Here is a 14,683-nt window from a genome sequence, read left to right as displayed (position 1 = left end):
GCCGGGCCGCGGCCCGCAAGGCGGCGGCGCGTCCGAAGCCGCGGGCCAAGCCCCGCTCCCAGCCCAAGTCGAGGCCCAAGCCGTCGCAGGTGAAGCGGGCGGTGAAGAAGGTCGCGAAGGAGGTACGGAACGAGGCCAAGGAGACCGCCCAGGACGAGGTGCAGGGCGCGGTCTGTGAGGCCAACAGCTTCAAGCCCGGCACCAAGGTCTTGATGGCCGACGGCAGCACGAAGCCGATCGAGAAGGTCGAGGTGGGCGACAAGGTCATCGCCACCGACCCCAAGACGGGGAAGACGACCGTCCAGACGGCCACAGCCACGATCATCGGCAAGGGCAGCAAGGACCTCGTCCGGATCACACTGAAGATCCACGACGGCTCCTCCGCCAAGGCCGAGACCACGACGGTCACCGCGACGGCCGGCCACCCCTTCTGGGTGCCGTCACTGCGGGAGTGGGTCGACGCCGGTGAACTGAAGCCGGGCCAATGGCTCCAGACCTCCTCGGGCACCTGGCTCCAGATCGGCGCGGTCGAGGCCTGGACGGCAAAGGCAACGGTCCACAACCTGACCGTCACCGACGTCCATACGTACTATGTGCTGGCGGGCGCCACTCCGGTCCTCGCTCACAATTGCGGTGGCGCCCGGTTCGAAGTGGATTCCAGCGGGGTTGCGAGTGACCTAGAAAACCCGGTCACGGCCACAGTTCCGTACAATCGGGCTACGCACTACGGTGGCTCTCAGACAAATGGCCCTGGCGGCCGGGCGGCGCGAGCGGCGGGCGAGGGTCAGCCGTGCCCGGAGTGCGGCGCTACGATGACATCGGGAACCGCTCATGCCCCCGTTCCCGAGCATGACCCGCCGCTTGTTCTCCACTACTATCGCGGCGGCGGGTCGGAAATGACGAACGTAGAGCGAAGAGCCTACGCAAGGAATGACGGCATCAATGGGGCCGCATGTCAGGTCTGCCAGCGATCGCAGGGGGCCGAGATGGCGAAGGTCTCCAAGGCGATAAAAAGGAACCTGGGACTATGACCGAAGAAAGCGAACGATTGTCGGCCCTTGAGCGGCATGTTCGGAGATTCTGGGATGGTCATATTGTGGAATCTGCCTCCTGGGATCGCGGGCCGATCCTGGAGCGAGTTCCGCACTTCGCCACCTACCGGGTCTACCCCCAGCGTGCTGGTGAGGCATGGGTTTACGTGACGGTCGGGTCCTCTGTGCATGGATCTACAGTCGACGGAATCGAGTTCTTCGTAATGTCTCCCGTGGCTGCCGACATTCACTCGGAAACGTTGGCAATGGTGAGTCACTTTCACTCGTTCGAGGCTCACCAGTTGGGTGTGGGATCGGTCATCAATATTGGCCGCCCTTGGATGCCAAATTCACGCATGGATCACCTCTTGGTGAGCCTTCCCTACCCCTACGGGCCTGAACTTGAATGGGCTCCGACGGAAGCGGGGGGTGCGCGATTCTTGTGGTTGCTTCCGATCCACAAGAGCGAGGCTGATTTCATCAAGCGTGAGACTCTTGATGAGTTCGAATCCATGCTGGACGCGGAAGGCGTAAACGTATTGGATCCCAATAGGAAGCCGATTGTCTGAGGAAATCCTGTCACTTTACGGCTCGCATTGAGAGCCGTAAAGTGACTGGTTCCTTCCGGGATGCTGATAATCGCTACCCGTGGGACTCAGGAAATCGCTGTAGGGCCCCGCCAGAAATATGGTCTGGCGGGGCCCTACAGCGGTTTTGACGCTGAGGTTGAAAGGGTGGGGTGACAGCGGGCGTTTGCGGTACTGCATCCTCGTCATGAGGTATGCCGATGGAGGCGGTTTGACCGCTGCGGGGCGGGCGAAGCGCGAGGCGGTGCGTTTCGAGGCCGCGGAGATGTTCGAGCGGGGGGTGCGGCCGCCGGAGGCGGCTCGCAGGTTACGGGTGTCGCGGAAGTCGGCGTACGCCTGGCACGCGGCCTGGCGGGACGGCGGCAGAGCGGCCCTGGCCTCCAAGGGGCCTGGCGGCTTTCCCTGTCAGCTCAGCGCTGCCCAGGCGGAGCGACTGCAGGCCGAGCTGGAGGCCGGCCCTGCGGCGCATGGGTGGTACGAGGACCAGCGGTGGACGCTGGCGAGGGTCGCGGACCTGGTCCATCGCCTGTTCGGCTACCGGTACACCCCACGTGGGGTGTCCTACCTGCTGCACCGGCTGGGCTGGTCGCCCCAGGTGCCCGTGCACCGGGCCGTCGAGCACGACGAGCAGGCCGTGGAACGGTGGCGGACGGAGCAGTGGTCACGGTGACGAGGCCGGACAGGACCTGAAGCCCGGCAAGGGGCGGACCTGGTCGCGACGCGGGCGGACTCCGCTGATCAAGGTGACCGGGAAAGGCTCGGGCCGGGTTCTGATGGCCGGGATGATCTGCGTCAGACCGGGCCGCCAGACCAGACTGATCTACCGGACCCAGACGTACCGAGGCCGAACCGGCGAGAAGAAGGGCTTCCGGGCACGCGAGTTCGCTGATCTGCTCACCTCCGCCCGTCGGCAGCTCGGTGGTGCCCCGCTGATCGTGGTGTGGGACAACGCCAGCACCCACCACGCCAAGCCCTTACAGGAGTTCTGCGACCGCAACAGCGATTGGCTCACCATCGTCAAGCTCCCGCCCTACACACCCGACCTCAACCCCGTCGAAGGCGTCTGGGCCCACCTGAAGAAATCCCTGACCAACCTCGCACCCCGCGCGATCGACGACCTCACCCCGCTCGTCAAGAACCGTTTACGCGACATCCAACACCGCCCCACGGTCCTCGACGGCTTCATCGCCGAGACCGGGCTGGGACTGGAGCCGCCATGAATCCTGTCACCCCACCCTTTCAACCTCAGCAGCAACGCCGACGGCAACACGGGCGCACAACAGGGCACTTCCACACACACCCACGGACCGGCCGGAATTCGCTAACCAGCGAAAATGCAGGTGACGCCCACCCGGCGCGCACACGTACTACGTCCTCGTCGGGGCGACGCCGGTTCTCTCCCACAATTGTGGTGACAACTATGCCGACGTCTACTTCGACGACGCGAAGAACCATGCCTCCATCGCGGTGACGCACAACGGCGAGACGCTGCATACAGAAGCCGGTTCCCGGGAGGGCGAGGACTCTATCGCCCGAGTACGCTCTCCGGAGCAAAAGCATGCGCCCGGAACCATCGTGATCCGGATTCCGCTGCCGAACGCGAGGAATGCACAACTGGCGCAAAGGGCCATGGGATTTCAACTTGGGCCCGCACCACCGACATGTCATCTTCCGTCCCCGGAGGCGGTAGCGGTGAGCGCGGCTGAGCGCCTCGGCGACGAAGCCGCCTGATCCGCCCGTCAGGGTCGGACGCCCGGGGTTCCACCAGGACCGTCTGGTGGGACCTCGGGCGTTCCGTTTCCCGGCAGCTACTGGCGGTAGGAGCGGACCAGGCGGGCTAGATGCGTTCCGGCGAGGTCCAGCGGGGTCGTGCTCCGGGTGATCTGGGCGGTCATCTCGGCACCTTCGAAGGTGCTGACCACGGTGTGCGCAAGGTCGCTCGCGGTGTCGTGGTCGAATCCGGCGGCCGTGAGCTTGCCGCGGACGATGCCGTGCCAGTTCGCGAAGGCGCGCTCGGCGGCCTCGCGGACCTGCGGAAGGCGGCGCGCGCTCTCCAGTGCGGTGGTGGTGACGGGGCAGCCGTCCATCCACTCGGAATCGCGCATGCCGGTGGCAAGCTCGCGGGCGCAGGCGACCATCGCGTCCGCCGGGTCGTCCTCGCGGCCCATGACAGCGCGCAGCAGGTCCGCGAACTCACGGTCGCCGTGGCCGATCGCCTCGACGGCCAGCTCGACCTTGCCGCCCGGGAAGAAGTGGTACACCGAGCCCAGCGTGGCCTCGGCCTCCCGTGAGATGTCTTTGAGGCCCGTCCCCTCATAGCCCTGCCGCTGCATCAGCCGCGACGTGGCGCGGACGATGCGGTCCCTGGTGCCGACCTCGTGCTTGATTCGCATGCGGCCCAGAATACTGGATAGAGCGTTCGTTTTAGTTCTCTGCTACTGTCGCCATCGTCTGGGTAGAACGTTCATTTTAGTTGCGGGGAGTCGTCATGTCCGAAACTTCCGTTACCGTCATCGGCCTGGGTCCCATGGGCCATGCGATGGCCGCCGCCTACCTCGACCGCGGGTACGAGGTGACCTTGTGGAACCGCACGGCCGCCCGCGCGGACGCGCTGGTCGCGCGCGGCGCCCGGTTGGCCGGCAGCGTCGAAGAGGCCTTGCGTGCCAATGAACTGGTGGTGCTGAGCCTCACCGACTACGACGCCGTGTACGCGATCCTCGAACAGGCCCCGCAGGCGCTGAGCGGACGGACCGTCGCCAACCTCACCTCGGACACCCCGGTCAAGGCACGGGAAGCCGCCACGTGGCTCGCCGAACGCGGCGCCGCACAGATCACCGGAGGGGTCCAGACCCCGCCGCCGGGAATCGGCAGCGCGGACGCGGCGACGTACTACAGCGGCCCGGCCGACGCGGTCGCCAGGCACCGGGCGGCCCTCGAGGTGCTGACCGGCGTCGAGTACCTCGGCGAGGACCACGGACTCGCCGCGCTGTACTACCAGATCGGGATCGACATGTTCTGGACCGGCCTCGTCGGCTACCTGCACGGCCAGGCAGTGGCCCTGGCCAATGGCATCTCGGCCGAACAGTTCCTCGAACACGCGGTGAAGACCATGGACTTCAAGTACTTCCTGGAGTTCTACGCACCGCGCATCGACGCCGGGAACCACGAAGGCGAGGTCGACAACCTGGGCATGGCCGTGGCCAGCCTGACGCATGTCCTGCACACGGCCGAGGACTCCGGCGTCGACGCGTCCCTGCCGGCCGCGGTCCTGGACCTGTTCCGCCGCGGAGTCGCCGCGGGCCACGAACGCGACAGCCTGACCAGTCTCGTGGAGGTGCTCAAGCGGTAGTTCACCGAACCCAACGGCCATAGAAATACCGAACAACGGGGCCAGTTGACGCAGGTCAGGTTGGTGCGCCCGGGCAATAGGTCAAGCGGGGCCCCGGGGAGAATCCCGTCGCTCCCGGATTGACCGGTTGATCATCGATGCCCGGACATGAGACGAGCACGGCTCTTGTGGATCATGGAGTTCTCTACGCTCCCGGATCAGCAAGGCTGCCGTGCTCGTCGCTCCATCCTCCCTCATGTCCGTGTCCCTGGGCACGTCGCCCTGCTCGTCCACCGGTGCGGTCGGGGAGGTGTCGGCGGACGGGCTGCTCCGGGCACTGGCCAAGGTGCCCGACCCGCGTGATCCGCGGGGCGTTCGATATCGGCTGGCCACGCTGCTTGCGATCGGGGTGTGCGCGATGACGGCGGCCGGGCACAACTCCCTGGTTGCGATCGCGGAATGGGCCCGTCGGTGCGATCAGAAGGTGCTGGCCCGTCTGGGCTGCCCGTTCGATCCGTTCGTCGGCCGGTATCGGGCTCCGGGCGAGCGGACCTTGCGGGACGCCTTCGCCAAAGTGGATCCCGGCGCGCTGACCGCCGCGGGTTTCGCCCGGCTCACTGCGCTGGCGTCGCCCGCCACCGGACCGCTGAGCCCCGACGGCGTCCCCGAACGCGAACAGCGCCGTGCCCACCGAGCCGCCGTGCTTGCCCCGGACCCGGTCCGGCTGAGGCGGCGGGCGTTCGCCGTGGACGGCAAGTGCCTGCGCGGAGCCGTCCGCGCCGACGGCAGCCGGATGTTCGTCCTGACCGCCGTCCGTCACGACGACGCACTGACGGCCGCCCTGCGCGAGATCGGCGCGAAGAGCAACGAGATTCCTGAGTTCGCCCCGCTCCTGGACACCATCGACTACTCGGACCTGCACGAGGCCGTGATCACGGTCGACGCGATGCACGCGCAGAAGGGTCACGCCCGCTACCTCGTCGAGGACCGTCACGCGCACTACCTGCTGTCGGTGAAGAACAACCAGCCCACGCTCGCGGGGCAGTTGAGGAAGTTGCCTTGGGGCAAGGCACCTGTCCTTGACCGTTCACGCGACCGGGGGCACGGCCGCGAGGAGGTACGGGAGGTGAAGGTAGTCTCCGTGGACGGCCTGCTCTTCCCATACGCCCGCCAGGTCGTTCGCATCCACCGCAAACGCCGGTCCCTCAGTGCGAAGAAGTGGCAGACCGAGACGGTCTACGCAGTCACCGACCTGCCCGCCCACCAGGCATCCCCCGCCGAGATCGCTTCCTGGGCCCGCGGCCACTGGATCATCGAGAACACCGTCCACTGGACAAAGGACGTCACCTTCGCCGAGGACGCCAGCCAGGTCCGACGTCACCACACCCCGGCCGTCATGAGCGCCTTGCGCGACCTGACCCGCACGGCCCTCGATCGGGCCGGCTGGACCAACATCGCCAGCGGCCGACGCGCTCACACCCGCCCCGACGCCGCCCTCAACCTGCACGGCATCCCATGATCAAAACGGGCGAACTGGATTCTCCCCGGGGCCCTGCCACCGGCCCCCGGCGACGCTGATCGGGGTGGCGGCGCTGGACGTACCGGAGCACCTGGTGGAGATCGAGGCGGTCGCCGTACTGGACTGATTTTTTGGGCGTTCTCAGGCAACGGCGGGCGCCGCCGGGATGGTCCCGACGGCGCCCGAGTCAGTGGTGGCGGGGTGTCAGTGGTGCCGGCGTGTCACCACTTTGTGTAGTGGAACAGCGCGGAGGTCGTCCAGGGGGCAGGAGAGCCGGCCGTCTTCCAACCGGTCGCCGCGGAGGGCGAGTTGCGGTACTTCAGCTTGTGCAGCCCCGTCCGGACCGACTTGAGGGCCGCGTGGTCGTCTTGGCCCGGGAGGTTGTCGTAGCGGACCCAGTGCTTGAAGCCGCCCGCGGTCGCCGACGACTCCGAGACGATGGCGTCGCTGTCACTGCCGATCGCCGTCCAGTCGGTGGGCTGCGTGGACTGCGGGTTGTTCTTCAGCCACCTGATGAGCGACGAGTTCTTCCGCATGTCCTTGGTCTGCTGGTACGAGTGCCCCCAGCCCCAGTTGGTCCCCGCGTGCGGCGTCCCCAGCGTCACCACGTCCTCGACGAACAGCTTCTTCGGGAACCCGGCTTCCTTCTTGGCGACGCCGGTCAGCGCGGCGCGGATGATGAGGCCGCCCATGGAGTGTCCCACGAGGTCGACGGACTTCCCCTTCGCCGTGTAGTCCTTGTAGATCTTGTTCGCGAGCTTCTTCCCCAGGTCCTTCAGCCCGGTGTCCCGATCCCCACTGGCGATCCGGAAGTCACAGTTCCAGTCACCCTTGTAGAAGGCGACCCCCCGCACCTTCCCCTTCCACCGGTAGTCCTTGAGGTCCTTGCGGATGTCCTTGAAGTAGTCGTTGCAGTCGAACTTCGCCTCCCACACCGGGTCGTACCCGTGCACCAACAGCACGTCCTCGTTGCTGCTGTTGTTCCCCTTCGGCGTGGTCGCCGCTGCCGCCGGCAGGGCCGTAGCCACGACACCGAGCCCCGCGAACACCGCCGTGGCAGCCGTCGCCACAACCCTCGCCCTGATCCCCATCACACGCTCTCCGTTTCCCCGTTGACCTTGTCACTCCGCCCTGCCCTCGGCAGGACGATCACCAGCATGGGGAGGGCCGGGCGCAAGGGGTACCTATAACTTTTCGGGGTACGAAACGGGGTTCTTCGGGATCCGCGCGCGTCGGTGGCTACGGCGTGGCTGCGGGAAAAGAACGCGCGCTCGACCTATCCGAGGTCCGCGCGAGCTTGCGCTATGCCATTAGATCGAGCCCGAGGTGCGGAACTGGCTGGAGTTACTTCCGCTGCGCCTCTACCGGCGGGTGGAGGACAAGACGGACCATCTCCTGGACGAGCCGACAACGCTCGGTGAGCCGTACTCTCGTCACCTGGGCGGCAAGCTGCGTGAACTGCGCTTCGAGTTGGACGGCGAAGCTGTACGCATCCCGTACTGGCTCGCCCCAGGACAGCGGATCGTTCTGCTGACGGTGTTCCGCAAGACGAAGATGCGCGAGGCGGCAGAGGTCGAACGTGCACATCAGGCCCAGAAGGTCTGCGAGACCGAGCACGGCCGGGCCGAGCACATCGACGATCGGCGTAGGGAGAGCCGATGAATCACAGCACGTGGAGAACGCGCCGGACCCGGCAGCTTGCGGGAGAGGCGGTCGAGTACACCAGGAGTACGTCGACGCGCGGCTGGCCGGCGACTTGGGTCAGGCCGTCTACGACCGCCGGATCTAACTCGGCCTGTCCCAGGCGGAGTTGACCGAACGAGCCGGGATGACTCAGCCGCAGGTGTCCCGGGTGAAGGGCGGCGACACCGTCCCCACCCTCCCGCTGCTGCGCCGCCTGGCGAAGGCCCTGGGCGGCACTCTGAACCTGGCCATCGACGAGGGCGACTCCAGGGTCGCGTTCACTCCGCACGCGGCCTGAAGCCTGGTTACAACCGCGCGATGAAACTCGCGAACGCGGTCGGGGTGAGGAGCAGGGCGGGGCACTCTCCCCACGCACCCTCCAGTCCGGAAACAAGAACACCTCCGGCCCCACCGGCAAGGGCAACCCCTGGCTCCGCGGCACCCTCGGCGAAGCAGCGATCTCCGCCGCACGGGCCGACACCTTCCTCGGCGCCCGCTACCGCAGGATCATCAAACGCTGCGGCCACATGAAAGCCCTGGTCGCCGTCGCCCGCTCCATCCTGGTGTCCGTCTGGCACCCTGACCGTTGAGTTTTCCGGTCAGAGAACTCCGTGATCCACAAGAGCCGTGCTCGTCTCATGCCCGGGCATCGATGATCAACCGGTCAAACCGGGAGCGACGGGATTCTCCCCGGGGCCCTGATAGGTCAAGGGGCCGAGGCGTCGCGGCGGTGATCTCGGCTGCCTTCCCGTGGGCCTGGCTCAGGGAGGGCTTCGAGACGCTCCAGGTGGTCCTCGCCCCACTGGCCGAGCGGGGTGAGAGCGGTAAGGAGCGAGTGACCGAACTCGGTCAGTGAGTACTCCACCTTCGGTGGCACCTGGTGATGGACCTCGCGGTGCACCAGGCCACTGGCCTCCAGCCCCCGCAGATGCAGGATCAGCATGCGCTCACTGATGCCGACCACCGTTCGGCGTAACTCGCCGAAGCGCAGCGGCCCCTCGCCGAGCCAGAACAGGATCAATCCCTTCCATTTCCCTCCCATGACGTCGATGGCAGCATCCAGGCCGCAGGTATAACTCCGCTTCCGCACCAGCATTTCCCCTAACAAAACTGTGGGTACCAGACAGAATTGTAGGTACTTGTAGAAGTGTTGGTGCCGCCGCAGCATGGATCAGGCGTCGCACCGAGAGGGCAGCAACTTCGTGGGATGCCGGTATTCGACCCATTTCGCGCTTCAGATGCATCGGCATCAGGCAGGAGCAAACATTGACCGGGCACCACCGCACTTCCGTGACCGTCGTCGGGCTGGGCTCGATGGGCAGCGCATTGGCTGAGGCATTCATTGACGCCGGACACCGGACCACCGTCTGGAACAGGACAGCATCAAAGGCCGTGCCGCTCGTATCAAAGGGCGCTGTTCACGCGCAGACGATGGACGAGGCAGTCGCGGCGAGTCCGCTGATCATCGCCTGTCTGACCACATACGAGAACACCATCGAGGCTCTGGAACCGGCCACTGCCACGCTCAAGGGGCGGGCGCTTGTGAGCCTGAACAGCGGTTCGCCAGCCGGTGCCCGTCAGATGGCCGAATGGGCGCTCGGGCACGGCGCGCGTTACCTCGGTGGGGCGATCAAGAACGTGCCGTCCGCCGTCGGAGCTGAGGACACCCTCCTGTATTACGGCGGCGACAAGACCGTCTTCGACGAGTTCGCGTCGACGCTGCGGGTGTTGGGCGGTGACACCGTCTACCTCGGTACCGACGCCGATCTCGCTGCCCTGTACGAGATGGCGGTGGGCGGCACCCTGCTGCCTGCGCTCGTCGGCTTCTTCCAAGGCGCGGCAGCGGTGCAGGCGCGTGGTCTTGAGGTGGCCTCCATGGTGCGGTTCAGCATCAAGTGGTTCGAGATGATCAACTCGGTGCTGCCGGTCTTCGCAGAGGAGATCGACCGCGGCGACTACAGCAAGCCCGCGTCCTCGGTAAGTCTGTTCCTGGCTGGTGCCGCGCATGACGAGGAACTCGGCAAGGAAGCGAACCTCGACGTGGAGAGGCACAAGCCCTTCCATGACTTGCTGAAGCGAGCCGTCGAGGCCGGCTACGGCGACCACAGCATCTCCGCCCTGACAGAGATACTCAAGAACCCGGCGCCGACCGCATAACCCGGGGACGCACACGACTTGTGAGGGAAGGGGATCAATCACCCAGCCACCCGGATCGCAGGCCGGGACGTGCCCGACTACCGCCATACCAAACTGCTGCGGCATGGGTCGGCATCGTCAAAAGGTGGATACATCTCGCTGCCCATTTGTTCGGCGGCTTCAATGTAGTCGGCAAGAGCGTCGCGGGATTGAGCGAGCGCGGCCATCTGATCGTCCAGTCGCTTCAGCCGTGACCGCATCGCGGTCAGCAACTCGGGGCATCCGACCAGTTTTGGAGCCTCTCCGATCGCACAGGGCAGCAGGTACGCGATGTCCTCGGAGGACAGACCGGCACCCAGCAGGTGCCGGATCTGCTTCACCCGCAGCACGGCGCTCTCGTGATATTCGCGGTAACCGTTCGCGCCGCGGTCCGCTTCCAGCAGGCCCTGGGCCTCGTAGTAGCGCAACTGGTGGGCGTTGACGCCCGTCCGACGACTCAGTTCCCCGATCAGCATCGAAACCTCACTTGACCTTCATACCGGTGTCAACGTTGACGATGCTGTCATGAACAACAAACCCGATACACCCGTGACCGTCATCGGACTTGGACTGATGGGCCAGGCACTCGCCGGCGCGTTCCTGAAAGCCGGGCATCCCACCACCGTGTGGAACCGTACGGCCTCCAAGGCCGACCAGCTGGTGGCCGAGGGGGCACGGCTGGCGCCAACTGTGGGCGACGCCCTCCAGGCAGGTTCCCTGACGATCATCTGCGTCGCCGACTACCAGGCCGTGCACGAACTGCTCGGCGCGAGCGATGTCGAGCTGGACGGCACCATGTTGATCAACCTGACCTCTGGCGACTCGACCCAGGCCCGGGAAACCGCCCAGTGGGCCGAACAGCGCGGCGCCCATTACCTGGACGGTGCGATCATGGCCGTCCCGCCGGCGATCGGGACTGCCGAGGCGGTGATTCTTCACAGCGGGCCGCAGTCGGACTTCGAGGCGCACAAGTCGACACTCGACGCGCTCGGCACTGTCACCTACCTCGGTGCGGACCATGGGCTGGCGGCCCTGTATGACGTGGCCGGACTGGCCATGATGTGGAGCGTGCTGAACGCCTGGCTCCAGGGCACTGCCCTGCTCAGGACGGTTGGTGTCGACGCTGCGACGTATGCGCCGTTTGCGCAGCAGATCGCTGCCGGGGTGGCCGAATGGCTGCCTGGGTATGCCAAGCAGATCGACAGCGGCTCCTTCCCGGCCGAGGTCTCGGCCCTGGAGACCGACGCGCGGGCGATGGCTCACTTGATCGAGGAGAGTGAGGCGGTGGGTGTCAACGCCGAGCTGCCGAAGTTGATCAAGGCGATGGCCGACCGCTCGATCGCCGCCGGACACGGTGGGGAGCAGTATCCCGTGCTGATCGAAGAGTTCACCAAACCCGGCGGCGACTGACCGATCCCGACACCGGAGTTCAGTCCGGTGGCCTCGGACCCGACGGTGTCCCGGTGGTCGATGAGTCCGGCGGCCTCACAGCGTCCGCTTGTACAGGGAGAGCCAGCCCGGTACGTCGACCTCCGCGCGCACGGTCTTCCCCGGTGACGGCTCCCGCTCCAGCACCTCCCAGCGGTCCGCGACCGCGTCCACCAGCACCAGCCCGCGCCCGGCCTCGTCCAGCGGGCGCGGGGCGCGGCGGGCGCGCGGGCCCGGCGGCAGCGGGCCGGTACGGCTGTCGGTGACCTCCACCCGGACGCTCCCCGGCACCAGCGACAGCCGCAGCTCGAAGTCCCTCCCCGGCACCCGGCCGTGGGTCACCGCGTTCGCCGCCAGCTCCGCGACGACCACGGCGACGGCGTCCGACGCCTCCGAGCCGTGCGGGATTCCCCAGGCGTCGAGCTGGTGCAGGGCGAGATGCCGGGCGAGGCGGGCACCGCGGGGTGTTGCGCTCAGGCGCTGGGTGAACACACGTACGGTAACCGGGGGTTGGGGGGTGGGTCGTGCTGTCATGCGCCCACTGTGGTGGGTGGGACGGCGACTTCTCCAGGTGACAGCCGCGTACGCCGCGCGAGCGTACGCGGTTACTCGCTGGACAGTACCGGTGACGGGGCGTGACCATGGGGTGCGGGAGGTGACCAATGGTGGTCGACGGACGGGTGGGTACGGTCGGAGAGCCGGAGTCCTCGGACAGTCTGCGGACGTTCGGGGCGGTCGTCCAGGCGTTGAGGGAGTTCAACGAGCTGAGCAGGGAGGAGTTCGGCCGACTGGTCGGGTTCTCCAAACATACGGTGGCCTCCGTGGAGTTGGGGAGGCGCATGCCGGACGTGGACTTCGTCGAGGCGGCGGAGACGGCGACGGGAAACACGGGGGCACTGCGGAAGGCCGCGGTGTACCTGGTGCGACAGAAGGGGTTGGCTGCTTGGTTCCGAGAGTGGGCGCGGCTGGAGAAGACGGCGATCACCCTCTACACGTACGAGAGCCGGATGATCCCGGGCCTGTTGCAGACGGAGGCGTACGCTCGGCAGTTGTTCATCGACGAGCTGCCACCGCTGAACGATGAGCAGATCGAGGCCAACTGGGCTGCACGGGTGGAACGACAACGGTTGCTGCGCGAGCGGCCCAACACCGCTTTCAGCTTCATCGTCGAGGAGCACGTGCTGCTCCGCCAGACCGGCGGTGTCGAGGTCACCCGAGGGGCCGTCGATCACCTGCTGGAAGTGGGCGAGTTGCGGAACGTTGAAATCCAGATCATGCCGCTCGTGCGCAGGTCACACGCCGGACTGCATGGACCCATGCAGCTGCTGGAAACGCCGAAGCACAACTGGTTCGCCTACATGGAGGCCCCAGAGAGCGGGCAGCTCATCTCCGACCCGAAAGCGATCAGCGTGCTCCAGCAGCGGTATGCCAGGATGCGTTCACAGGCTCTCACCGTCGAAGACTCCGTGAGCCTGTTGCAACGGATGCGAGGAGACCTATGAGCACGCCCGAACTGGCCTGGTTCAAGAGCAGCTACAGCAGCAGCGGCTCCGGCGACTGTGTCGAGGTCGCCCTGGCCTGGCGCAAGTCCAGCTACAGCAGCGGCGGCGACGGAGACTGCGTCGAGGTCGCCACCCTCCCCGGCCACATCCACGTCCGCGACTCCAAGGACAAGGACGGCCCCCAGCTCGCCCTCTCCCCCACCGCCTGGGCCGACTTCGTCGTCCACGCGGCCGAGTGAACGGAGCGAGAAGAGGGGCCGCCCGTCGCGCGGGCGGCCCCTTCTCTCACTTGCGGGGGCACTCCTTCCAGGCCATGTGGTAGACGGTGCTGATGTCACCGTCGGTCGAGTCCATCGTCATGAAGCTGACCTTGCTCGGCGAGGACGTGCCGGCGTTCACCCGCAGCTCGGTGTTGATGTTGAAGTTGCGCTGCACACCGCAGGGCGCGTAGACGAGCTGGGCCCAGTCCGTGGTGTCGGTGGCCTGCCAGTTGTCGTTGTAGGCGCCGGTGAAGTTGTGGTTCTTGAACACCGTCTGCGACGAGCCCTGGAAGTAGTACGAGGCCCGCTGCACCGCGCTCGCGCCCGGCTGGAGCGAGGCGAAGCCCCGGTAGTCCGCGCTGGCGATGGCGTACGTGAAGCCCTGTGGGACGTGGACGATCAGGCTGAGCTGGCAGTTCTTGCGGAACGCCGTGGGGTCGGAGTTGCCGCCGACCTGGGCGAGGTAGTTGCTGTAGGTCACCGTGAAGGCGGTGTTGTCCTCGGACACGGCGACGGCGGCCGTGCCCGCGGGACAGCCGGAGCCGTTGACCGTGGCGACGTTGATGACGATCTTGTCCGGGGGCGGGTCGACGAACCCGGTGGACGGGTTGTGCGCGGGCAGCGCGGTCGTGACGAGAGCGGCGACGGCGCCGCCCAGGAGCAGCCCAGCTGTCATGGGTCTCTCCCCTTCGGTCGGATCGGTGGGGGGTGGACGCGCCCGGATCTCCGCGGCCCGATTCTGTGAAGAATCAATGAAGCTGCTGTGAAGAGCCGGGGCGATCGCATCGTAGGGAGCCGTGTGGGACGCGCCCAGGCCGAACTCCGGCCATTCACCACGGCTGGTTCACACCCCCCGCCGCCGCCCGCTCAGGACACGAGGGGTTCCGCTTCCAGTTCGGTCAGGCGGACGGTGCACAGGCCGCCGCGTTCGGTCTTCACGTCCGTCACCTTCAGCTGTGTGCCCGGCAGGAGGATGTACTCCTCCTCACCGGTGAACGCGGAGAAGCTGCGGATGCCGACGGCCCGGACGGGCTGCACCTCGAACAGGGTCCGCTTGCCGCGGCTGCCGAGGAACCCCCGCGCCACGTTGAACTCGGACGTGCACGAGGACACGCCCCACCAGGTCACGGTCCGCCCGAGCGGGTACTGCGCGCGCAGGTCGAGCGGCAC

General features: G+C 66.7%; 17 protein-coding genes and 4 pseudogenes. 14 read left to right on the top strand and 7 right to left on the bottom strand.

The features are described from left to right. From ALMP_RS35260 to ALMP_RS35245, 4 genes are all read left to right on the top strand, one after another. A partial coding sequence (locus ALMP_RS35260) for an HINT domain-containing protein (protein WP_264935848.1) occupies positions 1-1,031 on the top strand: 1,031 nt, incomplete at its 5' end. Continuing rightward, positions 1,028-1,600, top strand: a complete 573-nt coding sequence (locus tag ALMP_RS35255; RefSeq protein ID WP_264935847.1) for a suppressor of fused domain protein — start codon at positions 1,028-1,030, stop codon at positions 1,598-1,600. The genes ALMP_RS35260 and ALMP_RS35255, both read left to right, overlap by 4 nt. Positions 1,601-1,829: 229 nt before the next feature. After that, positions 1,830-2,288: a winged helix-turn-helix domain-containing protein gene (locus tag ALMP_RS35250; protein WP_264935846.1), complete on the top strand. Its 459-nt coding sequence runs from the start codon at positions 1,830-1,832 to the stop codon at positions 2,286-2,288. 16 nt (positions 2,289-2,304) lie between these two features. After that, positions 2,305-2,838 carry a transposase gene (locus tag ALMP_RS35245; protein ID WP_264935850.1) on the top strand — a complete coding sequence of 178 codons (534 nt, stop codon included), beginning with the start codon at positions 2,305-2,307 and terminating at the stop codon, positions 2,836-2,838. Positions 2,839-3,426: 588 nt separating this feature from the next. Here the strand turns inward: ALMP_RS35245 and ALMP_RS35240 are convergent. Then, the gene (locus ALMP_RS35240; RefSeq protein WP_264935845.1) at positions 3,427-4,011 is read right to left on the bottom strand and encodes a TetR/AcrR family transcriptional regulator; all 585 of its coding nucleotides are present in this window, start codon (positions 4,009-4,011) and stop codon (positions 3,427-3,429) included. Between the two features lie 95 nt (positions 4,012-4,106). Between ALMP_RS35240 and ALMP_RS35235 the strand changes: the two genes are divergently transcribed. From ALMP_RS35235 to ALMP_RS35225, 3 genes and pseudogenes are all read left to right on the top strand, one after another. Next, on the top strand, positions 4,107-4,967 hold the full coding sequence (locus tag ALMP_RS35235) for an NAD(P)-dependent oxidoreductase (protein ID WP_264935844.1): 861 nt from the start codon (positions 4,107-4,109) through the stop codon (positions 4,965-4,967). A gap of 211 nt (positions 4,968-5,178) precedes the next feature. After that, positions 5,179-6,465, top strand: coding sequence for an ISAs1 family transposase (locus ALMP_RS35230; protein WP_375803576.1), 1,287 nt, complete (start codon positions 5,179-5,181; stop codon positions 6,463-6,465). Between the two features lie 37 nt (positions 6,466-6,502). Then, positions 6,503-6,592: pseudogene (locus tag ALMP_RS35225) on the top strand (RidA family protein); the annotation flags it as partial. 94 nt (positions 6,593-6,686) lie between these two features. On the opposite strand, the gene ALMP_RS35220 reads toward ALMP_RS35225, so the two are convergent. Beyond that, positions 6,687-7,556 carry a triacylglycerol lipase gene (locus ALMP_RS35220; protein ID WP_264935842.1) on the bottom strand — a complete coding sequence of 290 codons (870 nt, stop codon included), beginning with the start codon at positions 7,554-7,556 and terminating at the stop codon, positions 6,687-6,689. A gap of 235 nt (positions 7,557-7,791) precedes the next feature. On the opposite strand from ALMP_RS35220, the gene ALMP_RS35215 reads away from it, so the two are divergent. The 3 genes and pseudogenes from ALMP_RS35215 to ALMP_RS35205 all read left to right on the top strand — a co-directional run. Next, on the top strand, positions 7,792-8,127 hold the full coding sequence (locus ALMP_RS35215; RefSeq protein WP_264935841.1) for a type II toxin-antitoxin system RelE/ParE family toxin: 336 nt from the start codon (positions 7,792-7,794) through the stop codon (positions 8,125-8,127). Then, a pseudogene (locus ALMP_RS35210) lies at positions 8,124-8,446 on the top strand (helix-turn-helix domain-containing protein). The gene ALMP_RS35215 and the pseudogene ALMP_RS35210 overlap by 4 nt, the downstream one beginning before the upstream one ends. A gap of 76 nt (positions 8,447-8,522) precedes the next feature. Beyond that, positions 8,523-8,738 (top strand): annotated as a pseudogene (locus tag ALMP_RS35205) (IS110 family transposase); the annotation flags it as partial. A 116-nt stretch (positions 8,739-8,854) separates the two neighbouring features. Here ALMP_RS35205 and ALMP_RS35200 read toward each other — a convergent pair. After that, positions 8,855-9,238, bottom strand: coding sequence for a winged helix-turn-helix transcriptional regulator (locus ALMP_RS35200; RefSeq protein WP_375803577.1), 384 nt, complete (start codon positions 9,236-9,238; stop codon positions 8,855-8,857). Positions 9,239-9,414: 176 nt separating this feature from the next. Here ALMP_RS35200 and ALMP_RS35195 point away from each other — a divergent pair, with 176 nt between their 5' ends. Next, positions 9,415-10,305 (top strand): NAD(P)-dependent oxidoreductase, encoded by an 891-nt coding sequence (locus ALMP_RS35195; RefSeq protein ID WP_264935839.1) that lies wholly within the window; start codon positions 9,415-9,417, stop codon positions 10,303-10,305. A 77-nt stretch (positions 10,306-10,382) separates the two neighbouring features. Here ALMP_RS35195 and ALMP_RS35190 read toward each other — a convergent pair whose 3' ends face one another. Continuing rightward, a complete protein-coding gene (locus ALMP_RS35190; RefSeq protein ID WP_264935838.1) occupies positions 10,383-10,799 on the bottom strand; it encodes a MerR family transcriptional regulator in 417 nt (138 codons plus the stop codon). Between the two features lie 49 nt (positions 10,800-10,848). Here ALMP_RS35190 and ALMP_RS35185 point away from each other — a divergent pair, with 49 nt between their 5' ends. After that, a complete protein-coding gene (locus tag ALMP_RS35185; protein WP_264935837.1) occupies positions 10,849-11,733 on the top strand; it encodes an NAD(P)-dependent oxidoreductase in 885 nt (294 codons plus the stop codon). A 75-nt stretch (positions 11,734-11,808) separates the two neighbouring features. On the opposite strand, the gene ALMP_RS35180 is transcribed toward ALMP_RS35185, so the two are convergent. Then, positions 11,809-12,285 carry an ATP-binding protein gene (locus ALMP_RS35180; protein ID WP_264935836.1) on the bottom strand — a complete coding sequence of 159 codons (477 nt, stop codon included), beginning with the start codon at positions 12,283-12,285 and terminating at the stop codon, positions 11,809-11,811. Positions 12,286-12,413: 128 nt separating this feature from the next. On the opposite strand from ALMP_RS35180, the gene ALMP_RS35175 reads away from it, so the two are divergent. After that, on the top strand, positions 12,414-13,253 hold the full coding sequence (locus ALMP_RS35175; RefSeq protein ID WP_264935835.1) for a helix-turn-helix transcriptional regulator: 840 nt from the start codon (positions 12,414-12,416) through the stop codon (positions 13,251-13,253). Then, a complete protein-coding gene (locus ALMP_RS35170; protein ID WP_264935833.1) occupies positions 13,250-13,492 on the top strand; it encodes a DUF397 domain-containing protein in 243 nt (80 codons plus the stop codon). The genes ALMP_RS35175 and ALMP_RS35170 overlap by 4 nt, the downstream gene beginning before the upstream one ends. 46 nt (positions 13,493-13,538) lie before the next feature. Here the strand turns inward: ALMP_RS35170 and ALMP_RS35165 are convergent, their stop codons facing one another. Both ALMP_RS35165 and ALMP_RS35160 read right to left on the bottom strand, forming a co-directional pair. Continuing rightward, positions 13,539-14,189 (bottom strand): DUF4360 domain-containing protein, encoded by a 651-nt coding sequence (locus ALMP_RS35165; protein ID WP_264935831.1) that lies wholly within the window; start codon positions 14,187-14,189, stop codon positions 13,539-13,541. Between the two features lie 191 nt (positions 14,190-14,380). Next, positions 14,381-14,683 (bottom strand): annotated as a pseudogene (locus ALMP_RS35160) (uracil-DNA glycosylase); the annotation flags it as partial.

Origin of the sequence: Streptomyces sp. A012304, assembly GCF_026008495.1 — a bacterium.
Taxonomy (GTDB): Bacteria; Actinomycetota; Actinomycetes; order Streptomycetales; family Streptomycetaceae; genus Streptomyces.
This window is presented reverse-complemented; position numbering and strand designations above follow the sequence as displayed.